Genomic DNA, 26,858 nt, shown 5'->3' with positions numbered 1-26,858 from the left:
GATGGGCCGCACTCTGGAGGTGGTAAAGCTCAGTCGTCACTTTGGATCGCCTCCTCAATCAGATTCGTCGTGTCGGATGGGATGTTGTACTGCTGATGTACCGCACGTTCGATTCGTTGTACAAGATCCGGGAGATCAGCGTGACTCCGAACGTCCTCAGCAAGTTGGATCGCTGCCTCGTCGTCGCCGAGATTAGGGTACAAATCGTCCAAAAAGATGTCCAATACGTCTTCCTGCCAGCCGTACTCCGGCTCACCGGTGTCGGGGCTTGTGTCGTGTGCCGTCTGTATCAGTAGCTGCGTCCAGACGGAGTGTTCAATGTAGTCGTAGAGTACGTCACGCAGCCGTGGTGGGCCACCTGTGGACCCCGTGTTGTTCAGAACCTCGACCACCTGTGGGTGTTCCCTGTTCAGGTAGAGCTGTGGGTTCCGAGGTGCCTCCAGGCTGAGATGGTGGATGTGGTTCTCGTCAGGGAAGCTGTCGTAGTCGCTGAAATCCTCTATGATCGGCATGAGAAGACTTCCCCCATCCTCCCTCTCGTCGAGTCGGATGACCCACGAGAGCCCGTCAGCGACTCGTGCACCAACCTTGGACGCGTGTTTCGACCCACCAGAGCCGCCTTTCTTCGTTCTGGTGAGGAACGGCTTGATTTTCACTTGTCCACGATGGTCGTCACGGTTGATACACAGAGTAAATTCGTAGGTCCCTCCATCAAAGGGAGAATCGGCCAGTATCTGCCGGTCTCGGTTTATCGCGAGGGGGTTCTCCTTCACCAGTGCGAGACGACCCGGCGTCTCTTCCCACTCGTCAAACGGGAAGACATCCTCAACGATATCCTGATCAACGGTAACTGTACCTTCTAACTCCAGAGTCTTCCAGTCAGCCTCGTCTACTAGCGATAGAAACTGGTCGTCCTCGTCAAGATCTCCTCTATCACCGAGAGGACCCCCATCCAGATGGAATGATTCAACACTAAATTCGAGTGCATCTTCTTGGTACTCATGCGGGAGAGACTGGCTGACTAAGCTGCCTGTCTGGACGTTGTCTTTTTCTTCTTCTGGTTCTGCTGCTTCAACTCCCTCATTTACAGTCGCCATTAGTCACCCCTCCGTTCTGCCACTTCAACTGACACTTTCAGTCTGGTCTCTACTTGTCTGTGGTCCTCTTTTGAGACACCTTCAAAGGATATCTTTGATGTACCAGGAACGGGCTCCAGCCGTCCTACTTGGACTCCCTTCTGTTCCGGGAGCGATATTGAGACCCCAGCCGTATCTGACGAGATGTTCTGTACGGGAAGACGATCCGATGTCGCTCTCTCCTCTGCCATCCGAACCAATGAGACGGTGACTGCCCGGATCTCGTTACGGTCGCTCAAAGGCTCCACCTCACCGTTGAATGACCAGTGTGTGTACACCTCGTCAAAAGAGATGTTTGTGCTTCCGGTGACACGCTGACTACTGGGTGATTCACGGTCAGAATGACCCCCTCGTGATTCATTTCCGATTTTGAACCGGTTTCCCAGACGCTGAGGTCCAGTCGCGCCTCTGTTAACGTCGGGTGCGACGAGTCCACGTAACGCCTCGGTCACGTCAGACTTGATACCCTCTACTGCAGTCCGGAATCCTCTAGAATAGGTGTTCGCCAGTGTCTCCGTTCGCACCCATTCATCATGTTGAGGTGGCTCCGCAGCGGTCAAAAATTCCTCCACGATAGTGTCTGTATCTTGTGGGCATCCCTCGGTTCCCCAAGGTCGCGCACGCCCACCGAGGAGGACAGCGTGGAAGTCTTGATTCCCGACGACGACTCGGTCTCGGTCGTAATACTCAACAACCATCCCCGCACCTCGAACGAACGCTACCTCGTTTCGATGCTGATACTCGCCCGTATCCGTACGCCGAACTACCAAATCTAGTTGGCCGTCTGCACCGCCACTTCCGTCGCTCTTCTCGGGGACGTCTATCGATATGGCCGCTTGCGTGACATCTCCGGGTTCGGCCAGTTGGTCAACCGAGTTAGAACGGTTGTCCAGACAGTTGGTGAACGGTTCATATTGCGGGTACTCGTCGATACTTGCTTGCTTCGTCTCACCCTCTACTTCGACTGCTACCTCCAGATTGCCACGATAAATCGCGGGCCAGAACCATTCGATTGCCATCTCCGTGATCTGGTCCGCTAACTCTTCGTCGTTCAGGCGCTCTTCTGCTGTAGGTACGCGGAAGTCCACAACTTGGATGCTCGTTCCCGGTCCGTCCGGACGACTCAACTGGAGGTCGTCCGCTATCGATTCAGCCTCTTCTCCCCAGATGGACTCCGGCCTTGCGCCCTCCTCGTCGTTCAGACCACCGTACCAACCGTGTCCTTGGTACACCGTATCGCCATCCTCCGACTTGTGCGTCGGCAAGCGCGTCCGACCGATCAGTCGAGGGGACTGATCTTTCGGGTCGGAATCGCTCAGCGTTGAGTTGAACATTACAAGTGACAGGCCCGAGTACAGCCAGAGGACAGCCTTCCCCAGACCGTAACTCCCGCCGGCAGTATCCCCCGATTTACTGCTGAACAGGACGTCGCGGACTAGAGCGGTGAAGTTTGATTCGTCGGCGTTCTCCTCACCGAGTAGACCCTCTGTATTTTCGTCCTCAATAGTCAGAATACGGATTTTCTCGTCGTCTTTTATGCGCTTGATCGCCTCAGCGATGTGCTTACCGCTCTCCGTATCTGTCGCCAAATTAGCGTGTTCGGACCACGTCTCGATGTCAAGTGCTTTGAGGTACTCTATTGCCTCGTCGCCTTGTAAGGATTTCAGCCTGAACGTGACCCGTGCTGGTTGATCGTTGGCTAACCGTGCGTCGTTCGAGTTTTGTAACACCTCCCGAACAAACGTCTTCAGCCCCGGTTCACCGTGCGACATCGCGTATTTTGCGACATCGTCACCGTATCGGGCATCAGTCGGTCGAGACGTGGTGAATCCCCACTGACCGCTCATCACGACACCCCACTAGCACTGGCGGGCGTGACCGCAGATATGTTGGAAAAGTGTATGTTACGGTTCATGATTGCTACAACTCTCCGCAGCCGACATAAATGTGTGCGGTGTGCGCCCGGTGTGGCTTCTTGGTGGGGTCAGTACTGTGCCTTCGGGGGAATGCCAGTGGCCAAGTAGTGTGCGCCGACGAGGTCATAGCGGGTTTCTCTGAGTTCACGCGACCGATGTTGTGTGTCAGAGCTTAGCCCGTCAAGGGTGACAACAGAGAAACGCACCTCGCCTCCATACTCGTTCTGCAATTTGAACAGCCGACTTGATATCGATCCGGTCGTGCCCATCTCTTGGATCGTTTGACTCCACTGTTCCCCCGTTTGATCCTCTCGCCACAATCGAAACGCATGTACTCCACTACTGTCGATCCTGTCTCGCTCAGAGAGTGGACGGCTCTCGGTCCAGTCGAGTCCCAACCATCTTGGGTCGGTCACGTCACGCCAGGGCTGCCACGACGGTACGGTATACGAGGACCGTTCTGCGATGCTTATTAATTCATGATGTAATTCGCCATGGGAGCCGGTTGCGTGCTCAGTAGGCTCTCGGTTCAGTTGGACCATCGGAGTCCAACCGGTCTCTCGCCGCGAGATGGCCACCAGGGTTGCTTCAATTGCCCGCCGGTGTCTTCCATTCGACGATATCGGGGGCACCGTGACAGAAACCTCCATCTTGCCCCCCGTTGTCTCAGTGATTTGCCGAAGGGCACGGGCAGCACCATGTTTGTCTCCAGTCTGTTGATCCGATTCGTTCACCCCGGCGGATAGACCGAGCCCTACGCGCTGTCGAACGCCTCCTTCTGATCCCGACTCCCCAACGTACATCAAACCCGGGAGTTCTGAGTGTCGAACTCGGTAGAGGCCTGGACGGCGTGGCAATTCTTTTCGGAGCGTTTTGCGGTCTCGAAGGTTGAACCACCTTGACCAATTGAGTCCCATCCACGTTCTGGATTGAGGTTCCGGATCAAGGCGAGTGAGCGGTCCGGGGACGTCGAGAGTTCGTGTCTCTGCCGCGCTCCGTCGCGTAGTCCGGTCAACGGTAGCGAGTTCAGACTGCACGATTGACTCTGGAACCGAGAGTATATGGGCGATTGCGTCACTACCTGGGACGTACTGTGAGAGGACCCATATCGTCGCTTGCCGATTCGTCAGTCTGGTCCTGTCTGCTACCGCTACGATGTTGTCAATAGCGTCTGCAGGAAACTCGGAACACGAAACGACGAACCCACTACCGCTTCCCTCTTCTCTATCTCCAACCACTTTTTCGACCTGCCGGTCGTGAGCGGTCGCTGCGGCGTCACGACCCTCCTCGGTGAGGCCGATTCTACTAGCAGCCGCGTCCCAACACCCGTCCGCCTCGGCCACCACGTACAATAGCCCGTCGTCACTCCGTCCTATCGGAAGGGGGTCGAATCCCGTGAACAGGGTCTCAGTGTCAATCACCGACGTATTTCGTACTTCTCGCAGCGCTCTTGCGAGTGAATCAGCCTTAATGGAACGCTGGGTAGCGACGGATTCAACGATGTTACGAGACACCGGCACCCCCACGAACGGATCGCCAACGTACGACGTCTTAGACCCCCGATCCAGATACACGTAACACTCCTTATCTCTCATCGGAACTCGTCTAACTGGCGATTATCCTCACTTTTTCGCTTAGTGTCCATCCGCTCATTGTAGTCGGAGTAGTCCACTCGCCCATCCGAGATACCTTTCTCATCCTCATACACCATCAACCACATCCGAACTAGGTAATAAATGAACGGCGCGGGAATCGCGTTCTTCGCCAAGTGGCCCTTCGGATACGGCCCTGGGGGGTAGTTCTTAACTGCCGCCCACCACTCTCTGGAACGTTCGGAGAAGAAGAACGACGAGGTCTCGGCCTTATCAGATGATCCATCTGTAGTCAAGAGCTGCTTCTCACGGGGGGGCTGTGGTACTTTGAAAGAGGTTTCGAAGGCACGCTCATACTCAATGGGCATGCCAAACATCCGTCCGTTCAACACGACAGGGTCGTTGAGTGGGGCGCGTGGGACGTTCTCAATAATGTGGTGGTCGCAGTACTTCTCCGCGAGCATCCGCGCACTCGGGATCATGTTTTCGTGCTCGTCGGGATTCCCTGAGATACTCGTTGTCGCGGCCCACCTGGAGCAAACCGGGTGGAATAGTCCGAGATCAAATGTGACACCGTCCTTAATCGGTAGGTCCCACTCCTTTTTTTCGATATGGGCGTCTGCTTTAACCGGCGCACTTTCGTTCGTGTCTTTGGGATCAATTCCGACACGAATTACGTCTCCAAAGTCGCTGAGTATCTCTGATTCCGTCCCGTAGTCTGCGAAACAGTGGAGGATGAGTGGATATTCGCTTGAGTTGTCCTCGCTTGAAGTCATGCAGGACCACCCGAACCATGTTCAGCGGTCTGGGAGCCGTTAAGAGGAATCCCCATAGAGCACATCCGTGTAGAGTCTGCGTAGAGTGTCATTGTTATGCGCTTAGACAGTGGCTCAATTTAAAGCCTCCATGTTAAACCGGTACTCAAGCGTAGTCTGATTTACGCAGCTGTGTTGGGAAATTTTTGTAGGATGACGATTTTCGGTGGTTGTACTGGATAGAATGCGCATAGCCGGGGTTTTTGAGATGTAACGAGGAACTCATGTGGTGACGAAATCAAGAATTCTATCTAATTGGTCTTCGAAATCCTGGCGACTTCGAGAGTCCATTTGATACGTTGAGAGCGATTGGTTAAACCTCCGTCCAACAGTGCCAATAGTTGTCCCAGATTCCGAGTGCAGCTTGCCGACAAAGGCAAGCACAGCGGGCCGGCAACGGTTGAATTCGCTGTCCAGAACGTAATTGGCAATCCGTTGCTTATTGAACATTTTATGGGTGCCGTAGTAGTGATCTGCTTCTCGGTCGTAGGTTAAGTGGGCACCCCACCACAGACGTGCCATTTGATTCGAATAGAGGTCGTTTTGTTCACCTAGAAGTTTCTCTTTGAGATCACCATGTCCAAGCCAACGAGTCACAACATAGTCTGGGAATTCAACAAGCGCAAGGTATTGCCAGACGCCGATTTGGCCCGCGACACGTGGTGGGATCTCGTAATACTGATGGACAAGTGGGGAAAGTACTGAATCCATCGCCGAACGCTGGGTGTCGATATCTGGATTGAAGACCGTTGTGGCGCGTTCGATTGCCTCGTTCAGCGCATCTACATCAATATTAGCCTCAGGGACCGGGTCGTATTCGACATGGGCTTCTAAGTCATCTCTCAGAGAGCGTACCTCCTCCCTAGAGGTGAATTCGTCGTGCTCCTCTACCATATCCCGGCCAGAATCCGTGAGTCGTGGAATATCAGTCATGGTCTGAAGTCGCTAATGAAGTCGTTGAGCTGTGATGCTTGGTCAAGATATAGTTGTACGGCGATGTTGAGTTCACGGATGAAGCTCCGAAGTTCGTCGGGTTCGGACACAGCCTCACCGAGGTTTTCAACTACCTCATCGTACGATGAGCCCTCGTAGAGGTACGGGCCGATCTCCTCGATCAACCCCTCCTGCCATTCGTACTGTGGCTCGTCGGATTCGGCGATCGTCGTTGCCGTATGAACGACGAGCTGTATCCAGGTTGACGTGCCTAATTCCGCCTTGATGACGTTCTTTAGATAGGAATCAAAGCTGTAGAACGTCTTGGTTTCCAGTATGTCCACTATCGGCTGGTTAAGAGTGTTGACAAGAACTGCAGGTTCTCGTGGGTTGCTCTTGAGCAGATGGACCGCACCCTCTGGATAGTCGCCATCGGAGAAGTCTCTGTACCGGAACGGGTAACCAGTACCACTCTGTTCGGGTTCATCTACTTGAATTTTCCAAACGTCACCACCTGCGATACGCATACCCCCTTTCGGGGCGAACGGTAATCCGCTAGATACGCTGTCAGAGGTGACGATCCGCGGGGTCAGCGTCACTGTGTCACGAAAGAGATGGGATTCAAGATCGATAGTTTTCTCATACGTCCCAGCAGCTAGTGGCTCGTCCTCGACCACTACTTCGTACCGTAGGTGTGTCGATTTCGATTCGACGACTACGATCAGCTTGGCATCGTAAGGGGTGTCGCCCTCACAAACGTGGTCCAAGTCTCGGTCAGAGATTGACAGCGACAGCGAGAGCTCTGCCCGATCCCACGGCTGATACCGAAAGAGTGGCAGGGTGGTATCGTCTGTCTCCGGTTCGGAAGGTTCAGTTTCGTCAACACTGTACTCGCCAATCTGGAGATCTATCGCGTCTTCTCGGTAGCGATAAGGGAGGTCGTCGGCGTTGGCAGTCGCACGTCGGATGTCGGACGTCATGCGAGTTACTCCTCCATGATTTCGGCACTGATTTTAATTTTTGTTTGGGTGGCTTCGCCGACATCAAAGAGTTCCCCTGGGTCCCGAGAGAACCCGTCTAGTTGGATAGATCCTCCTTGGAATGCGACACGGTCGGCCGTCCCATCGGCTTCGAGATGGGCGACTCCGTCGGCATCAACTGAGTCGTCGGCTTCTCCTTCGACGACTTCGAATTCGTCAATCGGGACCGATTCACCTTCGTGTCCTTGACTGTCGAGTCGTACGAGTTTAACGGTGAGTGTCCAGCCGCCATGGTCTGGGTCGCTGGGGCCACCTTTAGCGAAGAATTGCCACCTCTCGTCGTCAATCCAGACGTCGGGTCTAGTTTCCCAGCTGAGGGCAGAGTCCTCGCCGTTATCGGTGTCTCGACCATCCATGATCGGGGCGATGTCATCCATTCCAGGCACTTCGTCACCAGAATCGATATCCTCCTGAACGATGTCGTTGATCACAGCTTCCAGCCGTTCACCCTTTAACGCGTTAATTTCGGCTGTGATGGTTCCAATGTAGTGTTCGTTGAGATAGTCGTTGTCAGAGCCAATCCAGTCGTCGTGTTGTGTGGGTTCGGACCTCTTGAGGAACTTTTCAAGAGCCGTTTCTGCTTCCGATACGTCCTCATCAGGTCGCGTCTGTGCTTCGCCGGCAACCATGACTGCAACGAAGTCTTTGCCGCGGTTAGCAGCCCGAGACATGTCAACATAGTCAACTACCATCTGCGCCCCACGGAGTCTCGCCACATGGTTAATTCCTAGTTCATCATCATCGTCCGCGTCGAAAGCAGTCCGATCCGCCGGGGTGAGGTGACGTACGACAAGGTCAACGGCAGTTTGGTAGCCATCATGTGGGTCCTCATCTACCGTTTCTGGATCTTCACGTGGGATTTCGATCGGGACTTCTCGTTTCGCAAAGCTGCCGGCCCCACTCAGTTCCGTATCAGTGATATCGAAGTATTCGCTGTAGCACTTGACGTATGGTTTGACACCGGGGGCATCGTCAAGTGTCGCCTCCGTTTGGGTACCGTCTGGAGTTTCGACGTGGACTTCCAATTCGTCTCGCACCATCGCCGGCCAGAAGTATTTCACCGACGCGTGGCGGAAAGAGGCAGCTAACTCTTCCATGTCGGGCTCAGACTCTCGGCCTGGAATGCGGAAACCCACAACGCCGATGCTTGTGCCGTAGTTGTCGGTCGGTCGGCTTACTGAAAGCGTGTCTGCAAGTCTATCTGCGTCGTCGAGGTCGCCCCAGAGTGAGCTGGGACGACCAATGTCATCAATTCGGTCGGGGTTGTTTCGACCATACCAGCCGTGGTTCGTGTAGTGTGTCGTTTCATCCTTGTCCGTGTGTGCTGGGACGATTGTACGTCCGACGAGCCGTGGCGGCTCGTCACCACCATCGGGGGGGAAGGAGTCTGGATGCGAATTGAACAGAACTGTCGAAAGGCCTGAAAAAGCCCAGAGGACTGTCTTACCGAGGCCCTTGCTCCCGCCTGAACTAGATCCCGGTTTGTTCGTACTGCCGAAGTCTTTGACAAGAGAAGCATACGGCTCCTTTGTGTCTGTCTCGTTGCCTCGAAGGCCTGTCGTATGTTCGTCGTGAATGGTCAGGATGGTGAGGCTGTCGCCGTCAAAATGATTAAGAAAGCGTTTGAGCCCGGGGTCACGGGCCTGGTCGTTTTCGATTGCGCGTTCTATATGCCAGCGGAGATCTTCTGGGCTCCCATCGTGTTCCTCCCAGATGAGCGTCTTTAAAAACTCCCCAAGTTCGCTTCCTGTAAGTGTGGTAAAGTCAAACGTAACCTTGACAGGTTCTTCCTCGGAGATGCCTTGATCGTTCGCGTTTTGCAGGACTTCACGAACAAACGTTTCAAGAGTACTATCCAGAGCACTTTCTGTTGGGTTTTTGTGATACTCTGTTATTCCCGATTTCTGCTCTGGGAACTTCCAGATGGGATCTGTCATCAGTAAAATGCTATTTGATAGAGGAGCTATGAATATGTACTGGTAAAAACATCACCGCTCACCTCAACTGTCTTTGGAAATTGGGGGGGTAATGTCTAACGAGAGCCTACCCATAATGGATTAACTCAACTCATCAGCAGTCACCGTCCCAGAGATGCGGAGATGTTTTTGTGTGGTCGATAAATCACTCACGTCGGTTTTTGCTGAAGCAAACAGGACTGCCAAGTGATGCACGCTATCCCAAGAAGTGTTGCCAGCGTTTTTATAATGCTACGTACGCCCTGCCGATCCTTGGAAGTAAACACAGTACTTGTTGGCGAAACACTGCTCACATAGCGGTTCTGTCCGGCAAACCAACGCACCGAAATCGAGCAAAGCGAGATTGTACACACGAGCTTCGTCAGGTACCAGTCTCTGCGCGAAAGTCAACTGATCCGCTTCTGTCTCGGGCCATGCATCTCGAAATACTCGACTGTACACCCTCTCAACATTCCTGTCAAGTACCGGTAACCGGTCACCACGAGCGAAGCACAACGTGGCGTTCGCCACGTATCGACCCACTCGCGGAAGTTCCATCAGCGCTTCCGGCTCAATGGGGAGGTGATCGTGCGTTGAGGCAATCTGCTTCAGCGCCTCTGCACGCATGTTTTGGAATCCGAGGGGCTCAATAGCTTCAACGAGCTCCTGCTCACCGGCCTCCGTAATCTCCTCCAGCGTTGGGAACCGTTCCAAGAACCCTGGATAGACCGCTGCAACGTTGTCAGCCGGTGTCTGAGTCAGGAAGAACTCCGCTATGAATACCTCGTATAGTGTTCGATCCAGTTGCCGCCACGGATATTCACGGCGGTTCTCCTTTCCCCATTCAAGCAGGTTTGTCCGAAATCGGTGCTGGGTCTCAGATGACATCCGTTTTCTCTCAGTCGTCGGCGACTGTAGACTCGACAGACGGCGCTGCCGCGCCTACGTGTGAAAGGATTGCCTTGCCCATGTACTCACCGAGCTTCGGGGGGACCGCGTTGCCGATCATGCGGCCCAGATTTGACACACCGACGTCCTCCCAATCGTCGTAGAAGTCATAGTCTTCTGGGAACGTCTGAAGTAGTGCTCCCTCGAGGATCGAGAGTGCCCGATTCTGGTCTGTGTCGTAGTGTCCGAAGCGACCACTCCCGTAATTGTAGAACTGCGTCGTGATAGTCGGCGAGGGTTCGTTGGGCCGCATCCGGCTGTAGGGAGCTTTGTACGAGCGCCCAGTGGCCTTCCGGTGACAGTCTGCGAGAAGATGGTTGAGGCCCTCTTTTTCCCAGAGAGTCCAATCCCCACCAGGTTCCATGTTATCGATACGCTCTAGGTTCTTCTCCGAGAGAGAACGTGCTCTATGTACGTCGTTCTCTTCACTCACTTCTCCTGCTTCAATCGGTGGTAGATGATCAATCGTATCTTGAACCGTCGGGTAGTCGTCTTCGTTCCGAATCGGGGGGTTGGGAAGAGAAAGGGACCCCCGCTTGGACGCCATGACAACCCACCGCTTCCGCTTCTGTGGGATCCCGTATTCAGGACAGTAGACATTCTTATTATCGTCACGGTTTACTTGATAATCTTGGGACTCGAGACTTTTGATGAACGCGTCGTATACCCCATCCTCTTGATTTACTTGGAGTACGTTTTCGGTGACGACTACGTCCGGTTCAACGTACTCTACGATCCGTGACACTTCGTTTAGCAAACCCCATTTTTGATGGTCCTCGTGACCCTTTCCCTTTGAGTGCCCCATTGTGGAGTACGGTTGACAAGGTGCACATGCTGCGAGGACTTTGAGATCTGCATCCCACGGATACATCTGTGCGATTGGTTCGGGATCTTGTGCTAACGCGTGAACGTCTGCTCGTACGTATTCGCCGTCTATGTTCTGTTCGTACGGGTACTTACAGTCTGGGTCCTGATCAATTCCTGCAACGACCGAGACGCCGGCTTGTTGGAGGCCGTAACTGAGTCCGCCAGCCCCGCAGAACAGATCCACTGCGGCTACTTTCATAATCCACTTTCTTGTGTATCGTTACATAAGCGTTCGGCAACGACAACATCCCGACTACTTCTTACCACCCGAAGAGGGCGGTGATCTTCCCCTAGTTGGTGCCTCTGGTCATTCCTATTGACGGGACTCCAGCAACTCGTAACAATAATACTAAACAGGTGGTCTTAGTTCCGTACAAACATACCGGTTTCTCACATGGATCAGGAGCAGATACAAATCAACGAAGCGGCCGAGTGGTTCTTCTTCAGTGGTGGACCAGGAGCGCCACGTTACGGCGACGATCCAACCAAACACGCCGTTGACCACGACTCCGAGGCTTTCGTCCGTGAGGTCCTCCAAAACGCGAATGACCAGGGCCTCCCGAATGGCGATCCAGTTGAGGTGGCGTTCCGTTTCGTCACACTCAGGGGTGACGAGAAAGAAGAGTTCCTTAACGGACTTGGCTGGGATGATGGACTCGGTGAACGGATGCGAGCGGTCGCAGACACAAATAATGGTCGTCGCTACGAACGGGTCGTTGAACGAGTTAACGATCCCGATGCTGAAATCCGACTCCTTGTCGTTGAAGACAGAAATACGACCGGCTTAACCGGAAACTGGGACGAAGACTCAAACTACGCTGCGCTGGTCCGCGACGAACTCTACAGCAGCAAGCAGGATGACACCGCCGGTGGCTCGTACGGTCTCGGCAAGTCCGTACTCTGGACCTTTTCGGGTGCTTCAACGGTCGTCTTCAACTCGCACCTTACACACGGTGTGCGTGAGGATGATTCCCCGCGACTCATTGCCCGCTCTAAATTCCCGACACACCAACTCGCGAACGACGATACGACGTACCAAGGTGCTGGGTGGCTCTGCCAGCCTGTGGAGACGGACGATGGCCCCCGACCGGAATCATTCTGGGGAGAGCGTGCGTCGCAGCTCGCAGAACAACTGCACGTGGAACGGCCCGCTGTCAGTGGAACAAGCGCTATGGTCGTCGAATTCCAGGACCCGACGCGGGATGAGCGACCGGATATCGAAGACCTCGCACAGGAGTTTGTTGACGCCTCTGTCAAGTACTTCTGGCCAGCGATCTATCGGGGTGACCTCGAAATCACGGTCGAAACGTCCGACGAGATACTGACGGCCGACGTAGAGAGCGTCCCGGCCATCCGACCGTTCGTTGAGGCTTACGACGAGAGAACTACGGACGCTCAGACGCTGGTAGACCCCGGGGACGTCGCCGGACTTGATATCCCGGTTAAGCTCCCGCCCCGTGCCGACGGAGCCGAGACTCCCGACGGCTCAGTTCGGTTGTCGGCTCGTCTTGCATCCCCCGCAGACGACGATGCGTACCTGAATAACGTCGCACTGTTCCGGGGAGCAGGGATGGTGGTCAAGTATTACGACCAGAGCCGTGTGGCCTATGGTGACCGAAACTTCTTCGGCGTGTTGGCCGCTGGCGAAGCACGGCCGGAAGGGATCCCGTCCGAGAGTGACAGAGAAGTAGACCGGTTCCTGCGGTTCGCCGAGCCACCCGAGCACGACGAGTGGGAGTCTACCGAGAACCTTCGTGAGCAGTACCAACGTGGCTTCCGGACGGCACTCGACGACATGTTTGGAACGGTGCGTGATGGCCTCCGCCACTTGATATCGAAGGGCAGCAACAGCGACTCCCTCTCTGACAATGTTCTAAACCGGTTCCCGATTCACGGGAGCGGGAATCCTCGATCCACGACGTCGCCTGCCGACCCTGCCTTTGAGATCGACAGCTCGTCTCGCTTCAATGGCGACGCATGGACGATCTCTGGTCGAATTGAAGTCCTCTTAGAGGAGTTCGATGGATGGAGTGCCGACATCTCACTCACCGGTGTTGGCGAGGACGGATCCCGCTATGACGACATTCCCATCGATTCCGTTGAAATCGAACAATCCGGCGTGACCGTGTCGTACGACGATGGATGTGCTCACCTCGTCGCCGACGAAACCGTCAATGAAGTATCGTTCTATGGCCGTTCTCATTCTGATGAAGCCGCTGACTTAGTGCACGGTGATGTCGGCGCGACACAACTAGAGATACTCGCAGAATTACAGACAACAGAGGAGGATCAAGCGTGACCAGGCACTCGCAGCGACACCGTACTACGGTACTCCCGTTCAGCTACCGGGATAAGGGAGTAGACTTCGAACTGGATTCGTACACCGTTGACGACGGAAATCAAACAGCACTTGAACTGAACCCCGCACAAACAGAGATTGACCTCGCGTCGGCAGTGTCGTCGTCCGACAGTAGTGATGATCCGGATTGGAACACGATCACTCTCCACGGGAAACTGGGCCTGTCCGAGGAGACAGTTCAAGCAGTCTTTCCACAGGACGAACGGGCACAGCCTCCGGCCAAGCTCTACGTAACCATTCGCTGTCACGAGACGATTTATCGTGATCGGGTCGTCATTTCCGAAGCACCTACGACGCCCGGTGAATACGACGTCACGATAGAAGTTCCGAAGAGCACTGTTCGAGGAACTTTTGAACTCCGTCCGTATCTCGTTCGCACAGAATCTCATTCAGGAGAAGGACTGAGCGATTACGCCGATCAAAAGAACTTCCGCGTCGCCAGTGGGACACTGTACTACGTCGTCGTTGACCGCACCGACGGCGAAGAGCGAGCCGCTATTGATGGTGAGCGGGTGCGGTTCTCACAAAACGCTCACCTCCCAGACGGAAACAAGCTCTACTACCTTGACTTCCGAAACGAGAGTCGTCCTAAACTGTGGATCAACTCAGATCATCCCCGTATTGCCGAGGTACTACAGAGTAGGGGATCTGTCGGGGCCGAGGCTCGGATGCGTGACGTGATACTTGATCAAGTGAGCTACGGTGTGTGGATACAACTGCTTGTTCGGGCTGGTAGTGCCGTAGACGTAGAGGGCGATGTTGAATACGAGTGGCAAGAAATGGTGCTTCAGACGTTTGCCCGCAACCTCTACGATACTAGTGATGTGTCAGAAGCGACTCACCGTCTCAGGGACAATCTTTCTGACTCGCAAACCCTACCCCACGTGATACAGCGGATCGATAGCGAACTTCAGGAGTACATAAATCCCCGAGAGCAACTGATCCATCTCATGGAGGAGGGCCTCCAGATCTAACGTGACCGAAACAGAATTACACCGACTGACCGAAGACGGACGCCGCCTCGTTGGTGAATCGTTTATGCAAGGCGAGGCGACGCTCACCGACGAACAGCTAAATAAGTACGTAGAGCCTATGCCAGGACATCCGAAGGCCGACCTTGACAGGATTGATTCGGCGGTACAGCAGGTGTTAGATGAGTATCAGGAGTACAACACTGCTATAGATGGTGCACTCGCTGAAGACATTCATCGCGGCCTTGACATTACAAGGCGAACTGCCGGGGATCCGGGCCTCTGGCACTGGCTAGCAGTCGTCCGGTATCCCGATCTCGTCCGGCACCGTTGGGAGTATCGTTCTGAGGAGGCGATGAGAGAGAAGTTCCTCGGTGCAGGCTCCGACTTGTACTCAAACGCCATCCACCGTCTCTGGTGGATCGCAGAGCTCACATCTCGTGGTGACGATTATTCGACAACAGACGCGGTCTTTGCCAATCAGACTATGGTCAACAAGGTGTTTGACCGCTGGTTTGCGCGCTATCAGCCTGCCGTTCAAGTCATGTGTGACGAACTTGAAGATGAAAAGTCGCGTGTCATTGACGAGACCACGCGACGATTCAACCACGCACTGACGAACGTACAACTTGAAGGACTATCAGAGGACGAGGCACGAGAGATAATTCGAGAGATCGTCGCTGAATCCCAATAACCGCCTCAACTGGTCTGATTAATGCTGTGCTTCAAGTCTCGTCTTTTTGAGCAGGGCAACCACAAGACCATGGATTGATCCACGCTGTAGACCGATATAGGTGTGATGTCAGCCGTATGTCTAGACAGCGAGTATTGAAAAGCCCGCCCCCTGTAGCCATTTCACCTGAACAGGATATCTGGGACTCTAACTAGCAAGGGTCTTGAACACATGAGCGTGACTTGCAATGGTCCTCAACAGCCATTATCTGCTGCTCTTCTCTGAACAAAAACTGACAACTGGTGAGATTCGCAGAATACACCCGAATGCGGACTGCATAACCGCTAAGTACTCCGCCAAGCGTCAACTGCAGGGTCGAACTGGTCAGCGGCGACGGATTCGACACCGCAGTTCAGGCTTGTCGAAGCACTAAGTAGAGGTGTGGAGTGTATTGTATGACACGCTGGAGCGGATCAATCGCTTGTTGATTAAATGACTTCCGAGCGTCGGCTATCAGAGAAGGCACGACGACAGCGACCCGCGTTTAGCAGATGGATGAACTCCAAACGCGCCTCGAGGGCCAACCACCACCCAAAATCAGAAAACAGGGGATACAAGCGTTGTAACTTGAATATCCGTTGGCTCAGAACCGTGCAGAATTTGGATGGGCCCTGACGGATTCGAACCATCGACCACTCGGTGTCTCCCACGACCGCGACCGACGCGACCGTGCTATGAGCCGAGCGCTCTAACCAGACTGAGCTAAGGGCCCGCTATCGGGTAAAAAACGGGGCCTGAAGTTAACCCTTACTCTCCGTCGTGGGTATCTCTCTCGAGCAGGTACAGTTCGATGCCGATCGGTTGTGGACGCGTCAGGCGAGCACTGACATCGTCCGACAGTATATGTGGCCGGCGGTCGAAGAGCAAGTCGATGTCGGATCGCCGTCGACTCGAGCGGTTCCTGCGGTCGAAGCTTCAGGAGGCCGGTGAAGAGTACGAACAGCTGCGCGAGTCGACGGACGAACAACTCGCGGAGGCTCGCGAGGCCTACCGGGTCGCAAAAAATGCCCGGAGTCTCCCGGCCGACGATGAGGGACGCGTACAGCTCGTCTGCCGTCGGTATGCCGAACGGCGAGCGGCGGCCTTGGACGATCAGTACCGACCAGCCTGTTACGAGACGGGACATCCCGATTGTGAGGGCTGTGCGGAGGACGTCCGCGAGGGCCGAATCGAAACCTGGTGACGAGTGCGAGTCTATTTTCGATCGTCTATCGGACTTATCAGGTCGACCGTCGCGTCGGCAGAACAGCTTTTGGTCACGCTCGAGACTGTAAGTTCGGAATGATCTTTCGGTGGTTGCTCTCGGTGGCAGCTGTCGGTGACTGCCGCGCGGGGTTGTAGCTAGTACTGTTGGCCTCGAGTGTACATTCAGCCAGGACGAAAAACTGCGTTCGGTCGGCGTCGGTTCGGAATCGGTCGATCGGTCCAGTCGCGACAGCCCGTAGGTGAGACGAGCGTGGTTAGCTCGAGCCGGACGCGTCGGTGTCTCGACTGCCGTCCTGGGGGAACAGCGCCCAGACGAGGATCGCGACGATCAGTGCAGCACCGAGCAGGAGTGACTCGAACACCGTGACCTCGATGTGGAACCAGGCGAGCACCGTTCGAAGCTCGACGACGAACGGGACGGTGAACGCGAGCACGATGAGCAGTGCTTCCTTCGAGATTCGCATTAGCGAAGTACCCCGTTAATGGCTGCCTGTGTGGCTTCACTGGCCGACGTGAACGCATCGACAGCGTACTGTTCGGCGGTGACCCACGCCATCGAGACGATATCGATGCTCTGTGGGAACGCGGTGATGTCGGGGCCGAACAGGCCGCCGCGTTCGATGATGCTCAGCAGTGGGAACGTGTACGCGATGATCACGAGGACGACCGCGAGCCCGAACCAGAGTTTGAGGTTGTCGAGGATCTTCGGGGAGTCTTCGGGCCCGGAGAGTGCCTCGGCGTAGCCGTTTGCCGGGATGTCGTCACTGCGGCTGCCGAGTGCCGTCCCGATGACGACTGCGAAGAACAACACGAGCGAAAGGGTCAGGAAGATACTGCCCAGCGCGATCTGGGCGTCGAGCTCGGCGACACTGCCGACCCCAGCTTCGAACTCGAAGCCATCGTACTGTGGTTCGGCGGTTCGTCGGGGGATCCCGAGCAGGCCAGCGCGGTGCATCGCGTTGGTCATGAACGTCATTCCGATGAACCAGAGGACGACCTGGACGAGTGCGACGGACCGGCCCCAGAGCTTCTTCCCGGTTAGCTGAGGGAGGAACCAGTAGGTGGCGGCCATGAACGTTAGGGCGACGGCGGTGCCGACGGTGAGGTGGAAGTGACCGGGCACCCACAGCGTGTTGTGGACGAGGTAGTTGATGTTCATCCCGGCGTTGATCATTCCGGAGAAACCACCGGCGGCGAACATCAGGCCGGCCAGCGCCATCCCGGCGAAGACAGGGTCACGCCACGGGAGGGCTTTGAGCCATCCGATTCGCCCGGTGCCACCGCGTTGGCGCGCGCCGTGTTCCATACTGGCGACGACCGTAAACGCCGTCAGCAGACTCGGCAGCAACAGGAACATCGTGTTTGTCATCGCGATGAACTTGAACCCTTCCGAGATGCCGGGATCCAGGTACTGGTGGTGGATTCCGACGGGAGTCGAGAGCAACAGGAAGAGGACGAAGACGACGCGGGCGAGCGGATCGCTGAACAGCTTCCCGCCGGAGATCTTCGGCAGCAGGACGTACCACATCATGTACGCTGGCATCAGCCAGAAGTAGACGACCGGGTGGCCGAAGAACCAGAACAGCGTTCGCGTCAGGGTCGGGTTCACCGAGTCGATGAGTCCGAGCGACCACGGCAGCAGGAACGCCAGAATCGCCGTTGCGACGCCGATCGTGGCGACGTACCACATGATCATGGTGGTCAGGACCATGAACGTCGGTAGCGGGATGCGCTCGCCTGGGTTCTCTTTCTTCCAGGCCCACCACGAACGGAACCAGTCTGCGCCAGCCAACCAGGTGCCGACGACGAACACGGTCAGCCCGATGTAAAACAGGGGGTGAGCCTGCATCGGAGCGTAGAACGTGAACAGGACGTCCGCGCTCATGTCGATCGAGTCGGTGAAGCCAGCAAGGATCGCTACGGCGGACATCACCGCTCCAGCGGACATCGTTCCCAACCAGACCCAGGTGAAGCGTATGTCCTCGACCCCACGATCGAGGCTGGTCGTCACGCCCCAGGTGAACACGCCCACGAGGAAGAAGATCGTGAACGCGATCACCAAGAACACGCCGTGGGCGGTAAGGACGGTGTAGTACGTCTCAGACTCCATAATGCGGAGGAAGTCGGTTCGGTGTAACGTCTGGATGACTCCAAACAGCCCACCCAACGCGAGCATGAGGAACGAACTGTACAGCGCGGAGCGAACGACTTTCGCTTCTGCTGGGAATTTATCGAGGTAGGCCTCACCTAGTGGCTCTCCTGTCGTCTTCGTGGTATCGTTGACGGTTGCATCACTCATCGTCGTCACCTCCATCGTCGTCTTCGTCGTCTTCGAGGTCTTCGACCACGCTCAGCGTACCCTGTTCGGTGTGGTCGTCGACGGTCACGGTCCAGTCGTGGTCGTCCTCGCCGAGCTCAGCCGAGTCGACGGTGAACGTCGTTTCGTAGGTATCGTCGCCCGGGACGGTGACGTCCTCTTCGAACGTCTCGTCGCCAACCTCGAGTTCGATCGTCGTCTCGAGATCGTCGAGCTGGCCGTTGTCGACGGTGACCTCGAACGTGGCGTCGTCGCCGAGTTCGACCTCTTCGTCGGCGGTCACCGACAGCTCAGTCAGATCGAACTCGTCTTCGGGCAGCACGTAGACCATTCCTTCCATGTCGTGGTGGCCGGAGCCACAGTACTCGTTGCAGACGACGCCGTACTCGGCGGGTTCGTCGAACTCGGCGGTTATCGAGGCGACTTCACCTGGGACGACCATCGTGTTGACGTTGGTTCCGACGAGGCTGAAGCTGTGGATGACGTCGCGGCTCGTGACGTAGAACGTCACTTCGCTGTTTTCGGGCACCTCGATCGGATTCGGCTGGTAGGTGAACGTCTGTGCGATCACGTACGCTTCGTATTCGTTCTCACCGACCTGTTCGACGCGTGGGTCGCTGAAGCGCTCGTCTTCTCCCAGGTCGTTCGGGCTGATGGTGTCTTCTTGATCGTCGACCATCGCGATACCGAGGCCGACGGTGCCATATGTGATAGTTGCGATAATTCCGACGATCAACACCATCGCGGCGACGAGCCAGAGCTTCTCGTAGGTGTGTATTTTCACGCGAGCCCCACCCCCGCACCGATCCAGCCGATCACCGTCGGATCGTTACCCAGGAACTCGACGAAGTACATGAATACCCACAAGAATGCGAGCAACACGAAGTAAATCAGTATCAGGGTCAACGTCCCGATCGGGTCGTACTCATCGTGGCCGATCTCACGAACCGGTTGGTCTACCTTCGACCCCCCGGTCCCGTGATCGGCTTGACTTTGGTCTGTCGCCGAACTCATACGGGTGGGTAGGGAACAATACCGACTTACCCCCCTTTCTCGTTCCTACCGACTGGGAACGGGTGGGTTGTTTAAGTATCCGCTATACTCAGGTACCGATATGACCTTCGACGCGCTCTCCCCGCGCCATTCCTTGCTCGTCGGATTCCTGGCAGTCGTTCCGCTCTTGTGGTATGCCCTCGAGGGATCACTAACCGCCGGTCTCGTTTCCGTCCTCAACGTGATCCTTATTCTCGCCGGTCTGTACGTGGCGTTTCAGCCCGTAGACGGCCACGGGAGTCACGCTTCGGGCGACACGACGTCGTAACTGCACATGTGCAGTCTCGAGTTCGTCGCACAGATACACGAACACGGTCGACCGGGCTCTCGGCGTCGGTTTTCTCGCGCTCGGCTACGTCCCGCTCCGGCATGGCCTGCTGCTGTATGGCATTCACTTCCCGCACCCGCCGTTGTCGCTCTACCAGCCACTGTGACGCGTACACGCACCCGTGACGAACTCGAGTCCGTTCCCCATGATGCCGACCCGATCACCCACCGTCTCGACCCCGATACCCATTTGCCGTTGCCAGCCGTCTGCTCACTCGAGCGGCCGGTCCGCGATCGACGCCCGATTCAACTGAGTTTCACATGACCTGGTCACCACGCGCTGACTCGCACCTTGCCACTGACGCCGACGGCGTCGACGACGTCGGAAGCGGTGAGTGTACGCTCTGTTCGCTCCCGACGCCGGCCGACCCGATCACCGATCCCGACGTGGACGGCGAGTTCTGTTGTCTGGGCTGTCTCCAGGTCCATCAGACGCTCGAGACCGTCGACGACGTCGACGCCGAGTCAGTTCGTGAGCGAGCCGAAGCGGGCAGCAGGCTCGACGACATAGAGGACGCCGGCGAGGAGTCGTTCCTCCGGGTCGAGGGCATGCACTGTTCGACCTGTGAGGCGTTCCTCGAGACGCGCGTCGAGTCGGTCGACGGCGTCGTTGGGGCGGAGGCCAGTTACGCGACCGAGACGATGCGGGTCGTCTATGACGACGACGACCTCGCGGAGGATGAGTTGCCGGAGCTGGTCTCCGGCTACGGCTACACCGCACGAGACCGCGCGGACGACGGTGCGGACTCCGGCAGCGACCAGGCGCTCGTACGGTTTCTGGTCGGCGGCGGGATGTTCGGGATGATGGTGATGATCTGGTACGCCGTCTTCCTCTACCCGACGTACTTCGGCTACGAACCGTTCGCCGACTTCGGGAGCTGGGACGGCTACTACGTGGCCGTCAACATCTGGCTCATGACTTCGTTCGTCCTCTTTTACACCGGCTACCCGATCCTCCGTGGGGCCTACGTCAGCCTCCGGGCGGGCGTTCCGAACATGGACCTGCTCGTGACGACGGCGGCCGTCGGTGCATACGCCTACAGTACCCTCGCGATGGCGCTCGGTCGGACCGATCTCTACTTCGACGTCAGCGTCGCGGTCGTCCTCGTGGTCACCGCCGGCACGTACTACGAGGCCACGATCAAGCGCCGCGCCGCGAGCCTGCTCTCGGATCTCACCGAACAACAGGTCGACGAAGCCCGCCTCGAGAACGGTGAGACAGTGTCGCTCGAGGCTGTCGATCCGGGTGACCGGCTCCTCGTCAAACCGGGTGAGCGGGTCCCGCTCGACGGCGAGCTCACCGAGGGGACGGCGGCGGTCGACGAGTCGCTGGTCACCGGTGAGTCCCTGCCCGTCGAGAAAGAGCCGGGTGACCCCCTCCGTGGCGGCACCGTCGTCACCGACGCGCCGGTCGTCGTCGAAGTCGGCGACGAGGCCGAGAGTACGCTCGACCGGCTCGTCTCGCTGCTGTGGTCGATCCAGAGCGCTCGGCCGGGCGTCCAGCGATTCGCGGACAAACTCGCGACGATCTTCGTCCCGCTCGTCCTCGTGCTCGCGACCGCCGTGACGGTGCTGTTGCTCGCGACTGGTGCTGGTCCCTCGACGGCACTGTTAGTCGGCCTGACGGTCGTCATCGTCTCCTGTCCGTGCGCGCTCGGGCTGGCGACCCCGCTGGCGATCGCCTCGGGGGTCCAGGAAGCCGCCAGACGCGGCATCGTCGTCGCCGCGGAGACGATCTTCGAGGACGCTCCCAGCGTCGACGTCGTCGTTCTCGATAAAACGGGGACGCTTACGACCGGCGCGATGAGTGTCGTCGACGTCCACGCCACGGATGGTGAGCGCGGAGACGACCTCTGCCGCCGCGCTGGCGCAGTCGAGGCGCTTTCGGAACACCCGATCGCCGCGGCGATCGTCGATGCAGCTCCGGTAGCTCCCTCCAGTACGGGGAAGAAAACCACCGACGGCGGCACTGCCATCGCTGCCGACGTCACCGACTTCGAACGTGAACGTCGCGGCGTCAGCGGCGTCGTCGACGGCGAGCGCGTCACTGTCGGTCATCCCGACTTCCTCCGCGAGCGCGGGCAGTCCGTCCCCGATGCCCTCGAGTCGACGATCGACGACGCTCGAGCAGCGGGCGACGTCCCGGTCGCCGTCGGCTGGGACGGCCGCGTTCGAGGCGTGATCGTCGTCGGCGACTCGCCGCGAGATACGTGGCGTGAGGCCGTTGCGACGCTCTCGTCGGGCCGCGAGGTCGTCGTCCTCACTGGCGATGAGGGGGCGGCGGCGGATCGCTTCCGCGACGTCGACGGCGTCGACGAGGTATTTGCCGGCGTGCCGCCGGAAGCGAAAGCCGAGACCGTCCGCCGCCTCCGCTCTCGCGGCACCGTCGCGATGGTCGGCGACGGGAGCAACGACGCCCCCGCGCTTGCAGCTGCGGACGTCGGTATCGCGATGGGCAGCGGGACGAAACTCGCGACCGACGCCGCCGACGCCGTCATCGTCGGCGACGATCTCGCGGCGGTCGCCGAGACCTTCGACGTCGCCTCCGGCACGCACAGCCGTATCCGACAGAACCTCGGCTGGGCGTTCGTCTACAACGCCATCGCGATCCCGCTCGCGCTTACGGGCCTGTTGAACCCGCTCTTTGCGGCGCTCGCGATGGCCACGAGCAGCCTCCTGGTCGTGTTGAACTCCTCGAGATCGCTGTGACCTCGCTTACGATCCGTCGCTATCGGACGGCTCGTCGTCGTCATCCGCCTTTTCTTCGCGCCCGAACGTCCCTCCATCGTCGTCGGGTGCGTTCTCGTCGCTCGTTACGATCCGTTTTACGACCGTTCGCGTGCCATCCTCGTAGACGTACGTCTCGCCTTCGGCTTCGTCTCTGGTCTGTCGGTGAGTACCGTCACAGAACGGAAACGACGCCGAGAGACCGCACTGACAGACCGCGACGTCGCCCTTCTCGGGATCTACGTCGTCGGGATCGAGCTTTCGCGGGCCGGTCGCCTCGAGTTCCACCAGTCGTGTCATGTTCGGTACTGTGTCGGCAGTGACGAAAAAGCTCGCTCGAGTGATGACGACGTGGTCGGTACGCGGCCTTCGCTCGGCTGTGGCGTCAAAACCCGTGTGACGTCGCCACTCCCGTCCCGTAAACTCGCTTTACACTGTCGGACAGAACGAGTGCGGGGATCTATAGTAACACCTGTACTGAGTCGCACACTGATCACCGATCCGGCTGGCGAGCAGGTACGCACTGCCGTGCAGTGGCTACTATATAACTCCCATCCGGTGGCTGCCCTTCGATGACTGCTGTCCGACAGTCTCGACATCCACGTCATTCGGCGGGCTTTCAATACGTGTGAACGACAAACTACTTAGTGGTCGTCACGAATTTCGATCTGTAGTTCAAATGAGCCCGGACGCCGCAGGGCCGACGATCTCTCTCGCCCTCGCCATCGTGAAGACGCTCAGTTTGATCGTCGGCAGTCTGATAACCGTACTCGCCTATAAGGCCTACCGCCGGACCCGACAGCGGGCGCTCGGTATGTTGGCTGTCGGTTTTGGACTCGTCACGCTGGGGCTAGTTCTGGCCGGCACCCTCTATGAACTCCTCGGCGTCTCACTCGGCATGGGAATCCTCCTTGAGAGCCTGTTGATGCTCGTAGGCTTTGTCGTGATCGCCTACTCGCTGTACGTCTCCTGATTGCGCATCTCTCTTCTTTTGACTCGAGGTCCTTTCGACCGGTTTCGACGGTTTCGGCTCCTCACGTAGGCCTGAGAAGTCCGTGACCTGTCTGGTCGCTCGAGACGGTCGACTCGATCGAGAAGTGGTGTGTTCGTCCGCCGCTACTGTGCCGTCTCGAAGCCGCGGAGGATGCCCTGGCCGTCGGTCGAGCCGACGTCGGGCAGGCTGACGCGCTCGGGGTGGGGCATCAGGACGGCGATGCTTTTGCGGTCGCCGAGGACGCCTGCGACGTTGTGTTTCGAACCGTTCGGGTTGACGTCCGGCCCCGTCTTGCCGTCCTCGTCACAGTACCGGAAGAGAATCCGATCGTCGGCCTCGAGCTCGGCGAGACGGTCGTCGTCGATTTCGTAGCGACCCTCGCCGTGGGCGATTGGGACCTCGATGACGTCGCCTTTCTCGTAGGCGGCCGTCCAGGGGGTGTCGTCGCGTTCGACGCGGAGGTAGACGTGCTCACACTGGAACCGGGCGCTCTCGTTGGTCGTGAACGCGCCCTCGGTGAGACTCGACTCACAGCCGACCTGAGCGCCGTTGCAGATCCCGAGGACCGGTACGCCGTCGTCGGCTGCCTCACGGACCTCGTCCATGATGGGCGAGTGTGCGGCCATCGCGCCCGCACGCAGGTAGTCCCCGTACGAGAAGCCCCCGGGAAGGACGATTCCAGACGTATTCGCGGGGAGACCGTCCTCGTGCCAGACGATTTCCGCGTCGATCTCGAGGTGGGCGAGCGCCCGCTCGGCGTCGCGGTCGCAGTTCGAGCCGCCGAACCGGATTATTGCGACGGTCATCTACCGTTCGTCGACCTCCACGTCGTAGTCGTGGATGGTTGGGTTCGCCAGTAGCCGTTCGGCCATCTCACTCGCCCGTTCGTGGGCGTCGTCGGCCGACTCGGCCTCGAGGTCGACCTCGAAGCGGTCGGCCGAGCGCAGTCCCTCGAGGTCGAAGCCCAGTCGCTCGAGCGCCTGCTTCGTCGTCTCGGCCTCGGGGTCTAGTACGCCGCGTTTGAGTCGAACCGTCACCGTCGCGGTGTAGGCGGTCATCACCTGAAACCCCGTATTCGTGCTCAAAAACGCTTTCGCCTTGTCTCCGTAATACACGATCGTGGATATTCGGGTGTACCGGTGACCCACTCCATCCCGCGAGGCCTGCTCGAGGGCCTACGGGAGCAATCCGGCGAGCGTCGCCCGCAACCGGTATCCGAGCGAGTTGTTCTGGTAGCCGTTCCAGCGTCGAATTCCGCCGGCGAGCGTGGTGGCCTCGTAGCCCTCGTTCTCGAGGAGTGTTGTCGCCTTCCGAGCGACGATTCCTGCCTTGCAGACGGTGACGACGGGGTTGTCTTGTGGAATCTGTGAGAGCGCTTTCCGGAACTCGCTCTCATCGCCCGACCGAAGGTCGTGGTAGACCGGGACGTTGTGACTGCCGTTGATGTGCATACGCTGGTAGTCTTTTCGCGGGCGAATGTCGAGGACGTACGGCGACGTCCCGTCTTCGAGTCGCTCCTCGAGTTCCGGCGGATTGATCTTGCTCATACAGCCCAATACCTCACACGAGTACAAAACGTAGTGGGATCGATTCGTACGTTTCACCCCGCTGTGATCCGTGACGATCAGTCGGCGATTACCGGTGACTCGCTGGGGGGCTTTATGGAGTCACATATTCGGTCGGCTGCCCGCCGTGCGCCGATGACCGTACCGGCCAGCGGGCCTGCGGTTCCGGCCGCGAGTGCCCCGGTGACGAATAATCGACTCGCGTCACCAGTCGTCCGTCGCCACGCGAGCGTCTCGTCTTCGAGGACGGGCATCCCGCGGTAGCCACGCTCGAGCCCGCAGGCGTCGGCGACGTGGCCGACGAACGGGTGTTCGAACACCGACTCGAAGCCGGTTGCCAACACGACGCGATCAGCGGGGAGACAGCCACCGGTCTCGAGGAGCAGCCGAACCCGACCGTCGACTACCCGCGCCGAGCGAACTGCGCCCTGGCGGATCGATAGTGCATCGCGGTCGGCAGCTGACTCGAGAGCCGAGACGAGCCGCGGCGGAATCGTGCCTCGATTCTGTGCGCTGTAGAGCACGTCCAGTCGCCGTCGTGATCCGGGCGGGTGCCGATGGAGCTGTCGCTCGACGTGGTTCCAGTTGATCCAGAGCGGATCGGCCTCCACCGTCTCCGTCTCGAGCTCGGTCCTCGAGAGCAGCGTGACCGACTCACGCTCGGTCAGCGTGGTTGCAAGCTGGGCTGCGGTGATCCCGCCACCGACGACGGTCGTCTCGTCGACCGCGGTGTTGGGATCGAACGCGTCGTCCCAGACGTGGCTAATGCCGTCGACGCCGTCGGCCCACGCCGGGCGACGGTATCGGCCACCGTGGCCGATCGCGACCACGACGGCTCGAGCCACGAGCGAGTCCCCGTCGGGAGTCTCGAGGACGAACGAGCCGTCGACCTCGTCGTTCGCTCGTGGCTGGATCGACTCGACGCTGGTCCGGTGGTGAAGTGATTCGAGGTCGTAGCGCCCGATTACGTGATCGGCGTGGTCGAGAAAAAGCGACAGCGAGGGGCGTCGCGGATACTCCTGCGTCGGCAGGAGTTCGTCGCCACGGTCTCGTGCTTCGGCGAACTCCTCGAGGCCGAACGGTTCGGTGCCGACGTGGTGGACGAACGTCGACCGCATCGAAGACATCTCGCAGGCTCGCGCTTTCCGGCGAAACGACTCGAGCAGCCGCTCGTGTGGATCGACGATCCGAAGGTCCGATCGCTCGACTGCCGTCTCCTCGAGCAGTCGCTGTGCCAGGTATGTGCCGTGGATCCCACCGCCGACGATCGCACACTCGAGCATACGCTCCGTCGTACGGTATATTATTACTTTAGACTATCGAGTTAGCACATAATACTACCCTGGGACCAAAATTTGGTAACACGTACGCCGCTCGACGGTGCCGACTGGTTGGTTTGCCTGA

General features: G+C 57.9%; 24 protein-coding genes and 1 tRNA gene. 7 read left to right on the top strand and 18 right to left on the bottom strand.

Annotated features, from left to right (window positions below; translation table 11 throughout):
* Positions 1-29: 29 nt before the first annotated feature.
* The 8 genes from AArc1_RS17475 to AArc1_RS17435 all read right to left on the bottom strand — a co-directional run bounded on the left by AArc1_RS17475 (position 30) and on the right by AArc1_RS17435 (position 11,401).
* Complete coding sequence (locus tag AArc1_RS17475) at positions 30-1,097, bottom strand: hypothetical protein (protein ID WP_117365555.1); 1,068 nt, start codon at positions 1,095-1,097, stop codon at positions 30-32.
* On the bottom strand, positions 1,097-2,983 hold the full coding sequence (locus AArc1_RS17470; RefSeq protein WP_133412368.1) for a hypothetical protein: 1,887 nt from the start codon (positions 2,981-2,983) through the stop codon (positions 1,097-1,099). The genes AArc1_RS17475 and AArc1_RS17470 overlap by 1 nt, the downstream gene beginning before the upstream one ends.
* 1,660 nt (positions 2,984-4,643) lie before the next feature.
* Positions 4,644-5,420 carry a hypothetical protein gene (locus tag AArc1_RS17460; protein WP_117365552.1) on the bottom strand — a complete coding sequence of 259 codons (777 nt, stop codon included), beginning with the start codon at positions 5,418-5,420 and terminating at the stop codon, positions 4,644-4,646.
* A 261-nt stretch (positions 5,421-5,681) separates the two neighbouring features.
* Positions 5,682-6,353, bottom strand: coding sequence for a DUF6339 family protein (locus tag AArc1_RS17455; protein ID WP_117365551.1), 672 nt, complete (start codon positions 6,351-6,353; stop codon positions 5,682-5,684).
* A gap of 35 nt (positions 6,354-6,388) precedes the next feature.
* The gene (locus AArc1_RS17450; protein WP_117365550.1) at positions 6,389-7,372 is read right to left on the bottom strand and encodes a hypothetical protein; all 984 of its coding nucleotides are present in this window, start codon (positions 7,370-7,372) and stop codon (positions 6,389-6,391) included.
* 5 nt (positions 7,373-7,377) lie between these two features.
* Positions 7,378-9,369, bottom strand: a complete 1,992-nt coding sequence (locus AArc1_RS18560; protein ID WP_133412367.1) for a hypothetical protein — start codon at positions 9,367-9,369, stop codon at positions 7,378-7,380.
* A 270-nt stretch (positions 9,370-9,639) separates the two neighbouring features.
* Complete coding sequence (locus AArc1_RS17440; protein WP_117365548.1) at positions 9,640-10,275, bottom strand: HhH-GPD family protein; 636 nt, start codon at positions 10,273-10,275, stop codon at positions 9,640-9,642.
* Positions 10,276-10,285: 10 nt separating this feature from the next.
* Positions 10,286-11,401 (bottom strand): DNA cytosine methyltransferase, encoded by a 1,116-nt coding sequence (locus AArc1_RS17435; protein WP_117365547.1) that lies wholly within the window; start codon positions 11,399-11,401, stop codon positions 10,286-10,288.
* Positions 11,402-11,596: 195 nt separating this feature from the next.
* Between AArc1_RS17435 and AArc1_RS17430 the strand changes: the two genes are divergently transcribed.
* From AArc1_RS17430 to AArc1_RS17420, 3 genes are all read left to right on the top strand, one after another.
* On the top strand, positions 11,597-13,501 hold the full coding sequence (locus AArc1_RS17430) for a hypothetical protein (RefSeq protein ID WP_117365546.1): 1,905 nt from the start codon (positions 11,597-11,599) through the stop codon (positions 13,499-13,501).
* Positions 13,498-14,535, top strand: coding sequence for a hypothetical protein (locus tag AArc1_RS17425; protein WP_117365545.1), 1,038 nt, complete (start codon positions 13,498-13,500; stop codon positions 14,533-14,535). Before AArc1_RS17430 ends, AArc1_RS17425 begins: the two co-directional genes overlap by 4 nt.
* A 64-nt stretch (positions 14,536-14,599) precedes the next feature.
* Positions 14,600-15,226, top strand: coding sequence for a DUF6339 family protein (locus AArc1_RS17420; protein WP_228442358.1), 627 nt, complete (start codon positions 14,600-14,602; stop codon positions 15,224-15,226).
* 644 nt (positions 15,227-15,870) lie between these two features.
* On the opposite strand, the gene AArc1_RS17415 is transcribed toward AArc1_RS17420, so the two are convergent.
* Positions 15,871-15,977: transfer RNA gene (locus AArc1_RS17415), tRNA-Ile, on the bottom strand.
* Positions 15,978-16,136: 159 nt separating this feature from the next.
* Between AArc1_RS17415 and AArc1_RS17410 the strand changes: the two genes are divergently transcribed.
* Positions 16,137-16,448: a DUF7091 family protein gene (locus AArc1_RS17410; protein ID WP_117365543.1), complete on the top strand. Its 312-nt coding sequence runs from the start codon at positions 16,137-16,139 to the stop codon at positions 16,446-16,448.
* A 277-nt stretch (positions 16,449-16,725) separates the two neighbouring features.
* Here the strand turns inward: AArc1_RS17410 and AArc1_RS17405 are convergent, their stop codons facing one another.
* Genes AArc1_RS17405 through AArc1_RS17390 form a run of 4 tightly spaced genes read right to left on the bottom strand, consistent with a single transcriptional unit; the run spans position 16,726 to position 19,802 of the window.
* Entirely contained in the window at positions 16,726-16,935 is a 210-nt protein-coding gene (locus AArc1_RS17405; RefSeq protein WP_117365542.1) for a CbaC protein, read from the bottom strand.
* The gene (locus tag AArc1_RS17400; RefSeq protein WP_117365964.1) at positions 16,935-18,770 is read right to left on the bottom strand and encodes a b(o/a)3-type cytochrome-c oxidase subunit 1; all 1,836 of its coding nucleotides are present in this window, start codon (positions 18,768-18,770) and stop codon (positions 16,935-16,937) included. Before AArc1_RS17400 ends, AArc1_RS17405 begins: the two co-directional genes overlap by 1 nt.
* On the bottom strand, positions 18,763-19,572 hold the full coding sequence (locus AArc1_RS17395) for a cytochrome c oxidase subunit II (protein ID WP_117365541.1): 810 nt from the start codon (positions 19,570-19,572) through the stop codon (positions 18,763-18,765). Before AArc1_RS17395 ends, AArc1_RS17400 begins: the two co-directional genes overlap by 8 nt.
* Positions 19,569-19,802, bottom strand: coding sequence for a hypothetical protein (locus tag AArc1_RS17390; RefSeq protein WP_117365540.1), 234 nt, complete (start codon positions 19,800-19,802; stop codon positions 19,569-19,571). The genes AArc1_RS17395 and AArc1_RS17390 overlap by 4 nt, the downstream gene beginning before the upstream one ends.
* A 100-nt stretch (positions 19,803-19,902) precedes the next feature.
* On the opposite strand from AArc1_RS17390, the gene AArc1_RS17385 reads away from it, so the two are divergent.
* Positions 19,903-20,109, top strand: a complete 207-nt coding sequence (locus AArc1_RS17385) for a cytochrome-ba3 oxidase subunit (protein WP_117365539.1) — start codon at positions 19,903-19,905, stop codon at positions 20,107-20,109.
* A gap of 320 nt (positions 20,110-20,429) precedes the next feature.
* Positions 20,430-22,877: a heavy metal translocating P-type ATPase gene (locus AArc1_RS17375; RefSeq protein ID WP_117365538.1), complete on the top strand. Its 2,448-nt coding sequence runs from the start codon at positions 20,430-20,432 to the stop codon at positions 22,875-22,877.
* A 6-nt stretch (positions 22,878-22,883) separates the two neighbouring features.
* On the opposite strand, the gene AArc1_RS17370 is transcribed toward AArc1_RS17375, so the two are convergent.
* Positions 22,884-23,195, bottom strand: a complete 312-nt coding sequence (locus AArc1_RS17370; protein ID WP_117365537.1) for a CDGSH iron-sulfur domain-containing protein — start codon at positions 23,193-23,195, stop codon at positions 22,884-22,886.
* Positions 23,196-23,574: 379 nt separating this feature from the next.
* Between AArc1_RS17370 and AArc1_RS17365 the strand changes: the two genes are divergently transcribed.
* Positions 23,575-23,868: a DUF7521 family protein gene (locus tag AArc1_RS17365; RefSeq protein WP_117365536.1), complete on the top strand. Its 294-nt coding sequence runs from the start codon at positions 23,575-23,577 to the stop codon at positions 23,866-23,868.
* Positions 23,869-24,011: 143 nt separating this feature from the next.
* Here AArc1_RS17365 and purQ read toward each other — a convergent pair whose 3' ends face one another.
* From purQ to AArc1_RS17345, 4 genes are all read right to left on the bottom strand, one after another.
* Positions 24,012-24,695, bottom strand: coding sequence for a phosphoribosylformylglycinamidine synthase I (gene purQ, locus AArc1_RS17360; RefSeq protein WP_117365535.1), 684 nt, complete (start codon positions 24,693-24,695; stop codon positions 24,012-24,014).
* Positions 24,696-24,947: a phosphoribosylformylglycinamidine synthase subunit PurS gene (gene purS, locus AArc1_RS17355; protein WP_117365534.1), complete on the bottom strand. Its 252-nt coding sequence runs from the start codon at positions 24,945-24,947 to the stop codon at positions 24,696-24,698.
* Between the two features lie 117 nt (positions 24,948-25,064).
* Positions 25,065-25,436, bottom strand: coding sequence for a rhodanese-like domain-containing protein (locus AArc1_RS17350; RefSeq protein ID WP_117365533.1), 372 nt, complete (start codon positions 25,434-25,436; stop codon positions 25,065-25,067).
* A 77-nt stretch (positions 25,437-25,513) separates the two neighbouring features.
* Complete coding sequence (locus tag AArc1_RS17345) at positions 25,514-26,737, bottom strand: FAD/NAD(P)-binding protein (protein WP_117365532.1); 1,224 nt, start codon at positions 26,735-26,737, stop codon at positions 25,514-25,516.
* Between the last annotated feature and the right edge of the window lie 121 nt (positions 26,738-26,858).

Source organism: Natrarchaeobaculum sulfurireducens (assembly GCF_003430825.1).
In the GTDB taxonomy this organism is placed as follows: domain Archaea; phylum Halobacteriota; class Halobacteria; order Halobacteriales; family Natrialbaceae; genus Natrarchaeobaculum; species Natrarchaeobaculum sulfurireducens.
Note: the sequence above shows the minus strand (reverse complement) of the source record. Positions and strands in the feature narration are given on the sequence as shown.

Excerpts from the sequence above, each read along its gene's own strand:
- AArc1_RS17475 (WP_117365555.1), bottom strand. The coding sequence starts at position 1,097 with ATGGCGACTGTAAATGAGGGAGTTGAAGCAGCAGAACCAGAAGAAGAA.
- AArc1_RS17470 (WP_133412368.1), bottom strand. The coding sequence starts at position 2,983 with ATGAGCGGTCAGTGGGGATTCACCACGTCTCGACCGACTGATGCCCGA.
- AArc1_RS17460 (WP_117365552.1), bottom strand. The coding sequence starts at position 5,420 with ATGACTTCAAGCGAGGACAACTCAAGCGAATATCCACTCATCCTCCAC.
- AArc1_RS17455 (WP_117365551.1), bottom strand. The coding sequence starts at position 6,353 with ATGGTAGAGGAGCACGACGAATTCACCTCTAGGGAGGAGGTACGCTCT.
- AArc1_RS17450 (WP_117365550.1), bottom strand. The coding sequence starts at position 7,372 with ATGACGTCCGACATCCGACGTGCGACTGCCAACGCCGACGACCTCCCT.
- AArc1_RS18560 (WP_133412367.1), bottom strand. The coding sequence starts at position 9,369 with ATGACAGATCCCATCTGGAAGTTCCCAGAGCAGAAATCGGGAATAACA.
- AArc1_RS17440 (WP_117365548.1), bottom strand. The coding sequence starts at position 10,275 with ATGTCATCTGAGACCCAGCACCGATTTCGGACAAACCTGCTTGAATGG.
- AArc1_RS17435 (WP_117365547.1), bottom strand. The coding sequence starts at position 11,401 with ATGAAAGTAGCCGCAGTGGATCTGTTCTGCGGGGCTGGCGGACTCAGT.
- AArc1_RS17430 (WP_117365546.1), top strand. The coding sequence starts at position 11,597 with ATGGATCAGGAGCAGATACAAATCAACGAAGCGGCCGAGTGGTTCTTC.
- AArc1_RS17420 (WP_228442358.1), top strand. The coding sequence starts at position 14,600 with ATGCAAGGCGAGGCGACGCTCACCGACGAACAGCTAAATAAGTACGTA.
- AArc1_RS17410 (WP_117365543.1), top strand. The coding sequence starts at position 16,137 with ATGTCGGATCGCCGTCGACTCGAGCGGTTCCTGCGGTCGAAGCTTCAG.
- AArc1_RS17405 (WP_117365542.1), bottom strand. The coding sequence starts at position 16,935 with ATGCGAATCTCGAAGGAAGCACTGCTCATCGTGCTCGCGTTCACCGTC.
- AArc1_RS17400 (WP_117365964.1), bottom strand. The coding sequence starts at position 18,770 with ATGAGTGATGCAACCGTCAACGATACCACGAAGACGACAGGAGAGCCA.
- AArc1_RS17390 (WP_117365540.1), bottom strand. The coding sequence starts at position 19,802 with ATGAGTTCGGCGACAGACCAAAGTCAAGCCGATCACGGGACCGGGGGG.
- AArc1_RS17385 (WP_117365539.1), top strand. The coding sequence starts at position 19,903 with ATGACCTTCGACGCGCTCTCCCCGCGCCATTCCTTGCTCGTCGGATTC.
- AArc1_RS17375 (WP_117365538.1), top strand. The coding sequence starts at position 20,430 with ATGACCTGGTCACCACGCGCTGACTCGCACCTTGCCACTGACGCCGAC.
- AArc1_RS17370 (WP_117365537.1), bottom strand. The coding sequence starts at position 23,195 with ATGACACGACTGGTGGAACTCGAGGCGACCGGCCCGCGAAAGCTCGAT.
- AArc1_RS17365 (WP_117365536.1), top strand. The coding sequence starts at position 23,575 with ATGAGCCCGGACGCCGCAGGGCCGACGATCTCTCTCGCCCTCGCCATC.
- purQ (WP_117365535.1), bottom strand. The coding sequence starts at position 24,695 with ATGACCGTCGCAATAATCCGGTTCGGCGGCTCGAACTGCGACCGCGAC.
- purS (WP_117365534.1), bottom strand. The coding sequence starts at position 24,947 with ATGACCGCCTACACCGCGACGGTGACGGTTCGACTCAAACGCGGCGTA.
- AArc1_RS17350 (WP_117365533.1), bottom strand. The coding sequence starts at position 25,436 with ATGAGCAAGATCAATCCGCCGGAACTCGAGGAGCGACTCGAAGACGGG.
- AArc1_RS17345 (WP_117365532.1), bottom strand. The coding sequence starts at position 26,737 with ATGCTCGAGTGTGCGATCGTCGGCGGTGGGATCCACGGCACATACCTG.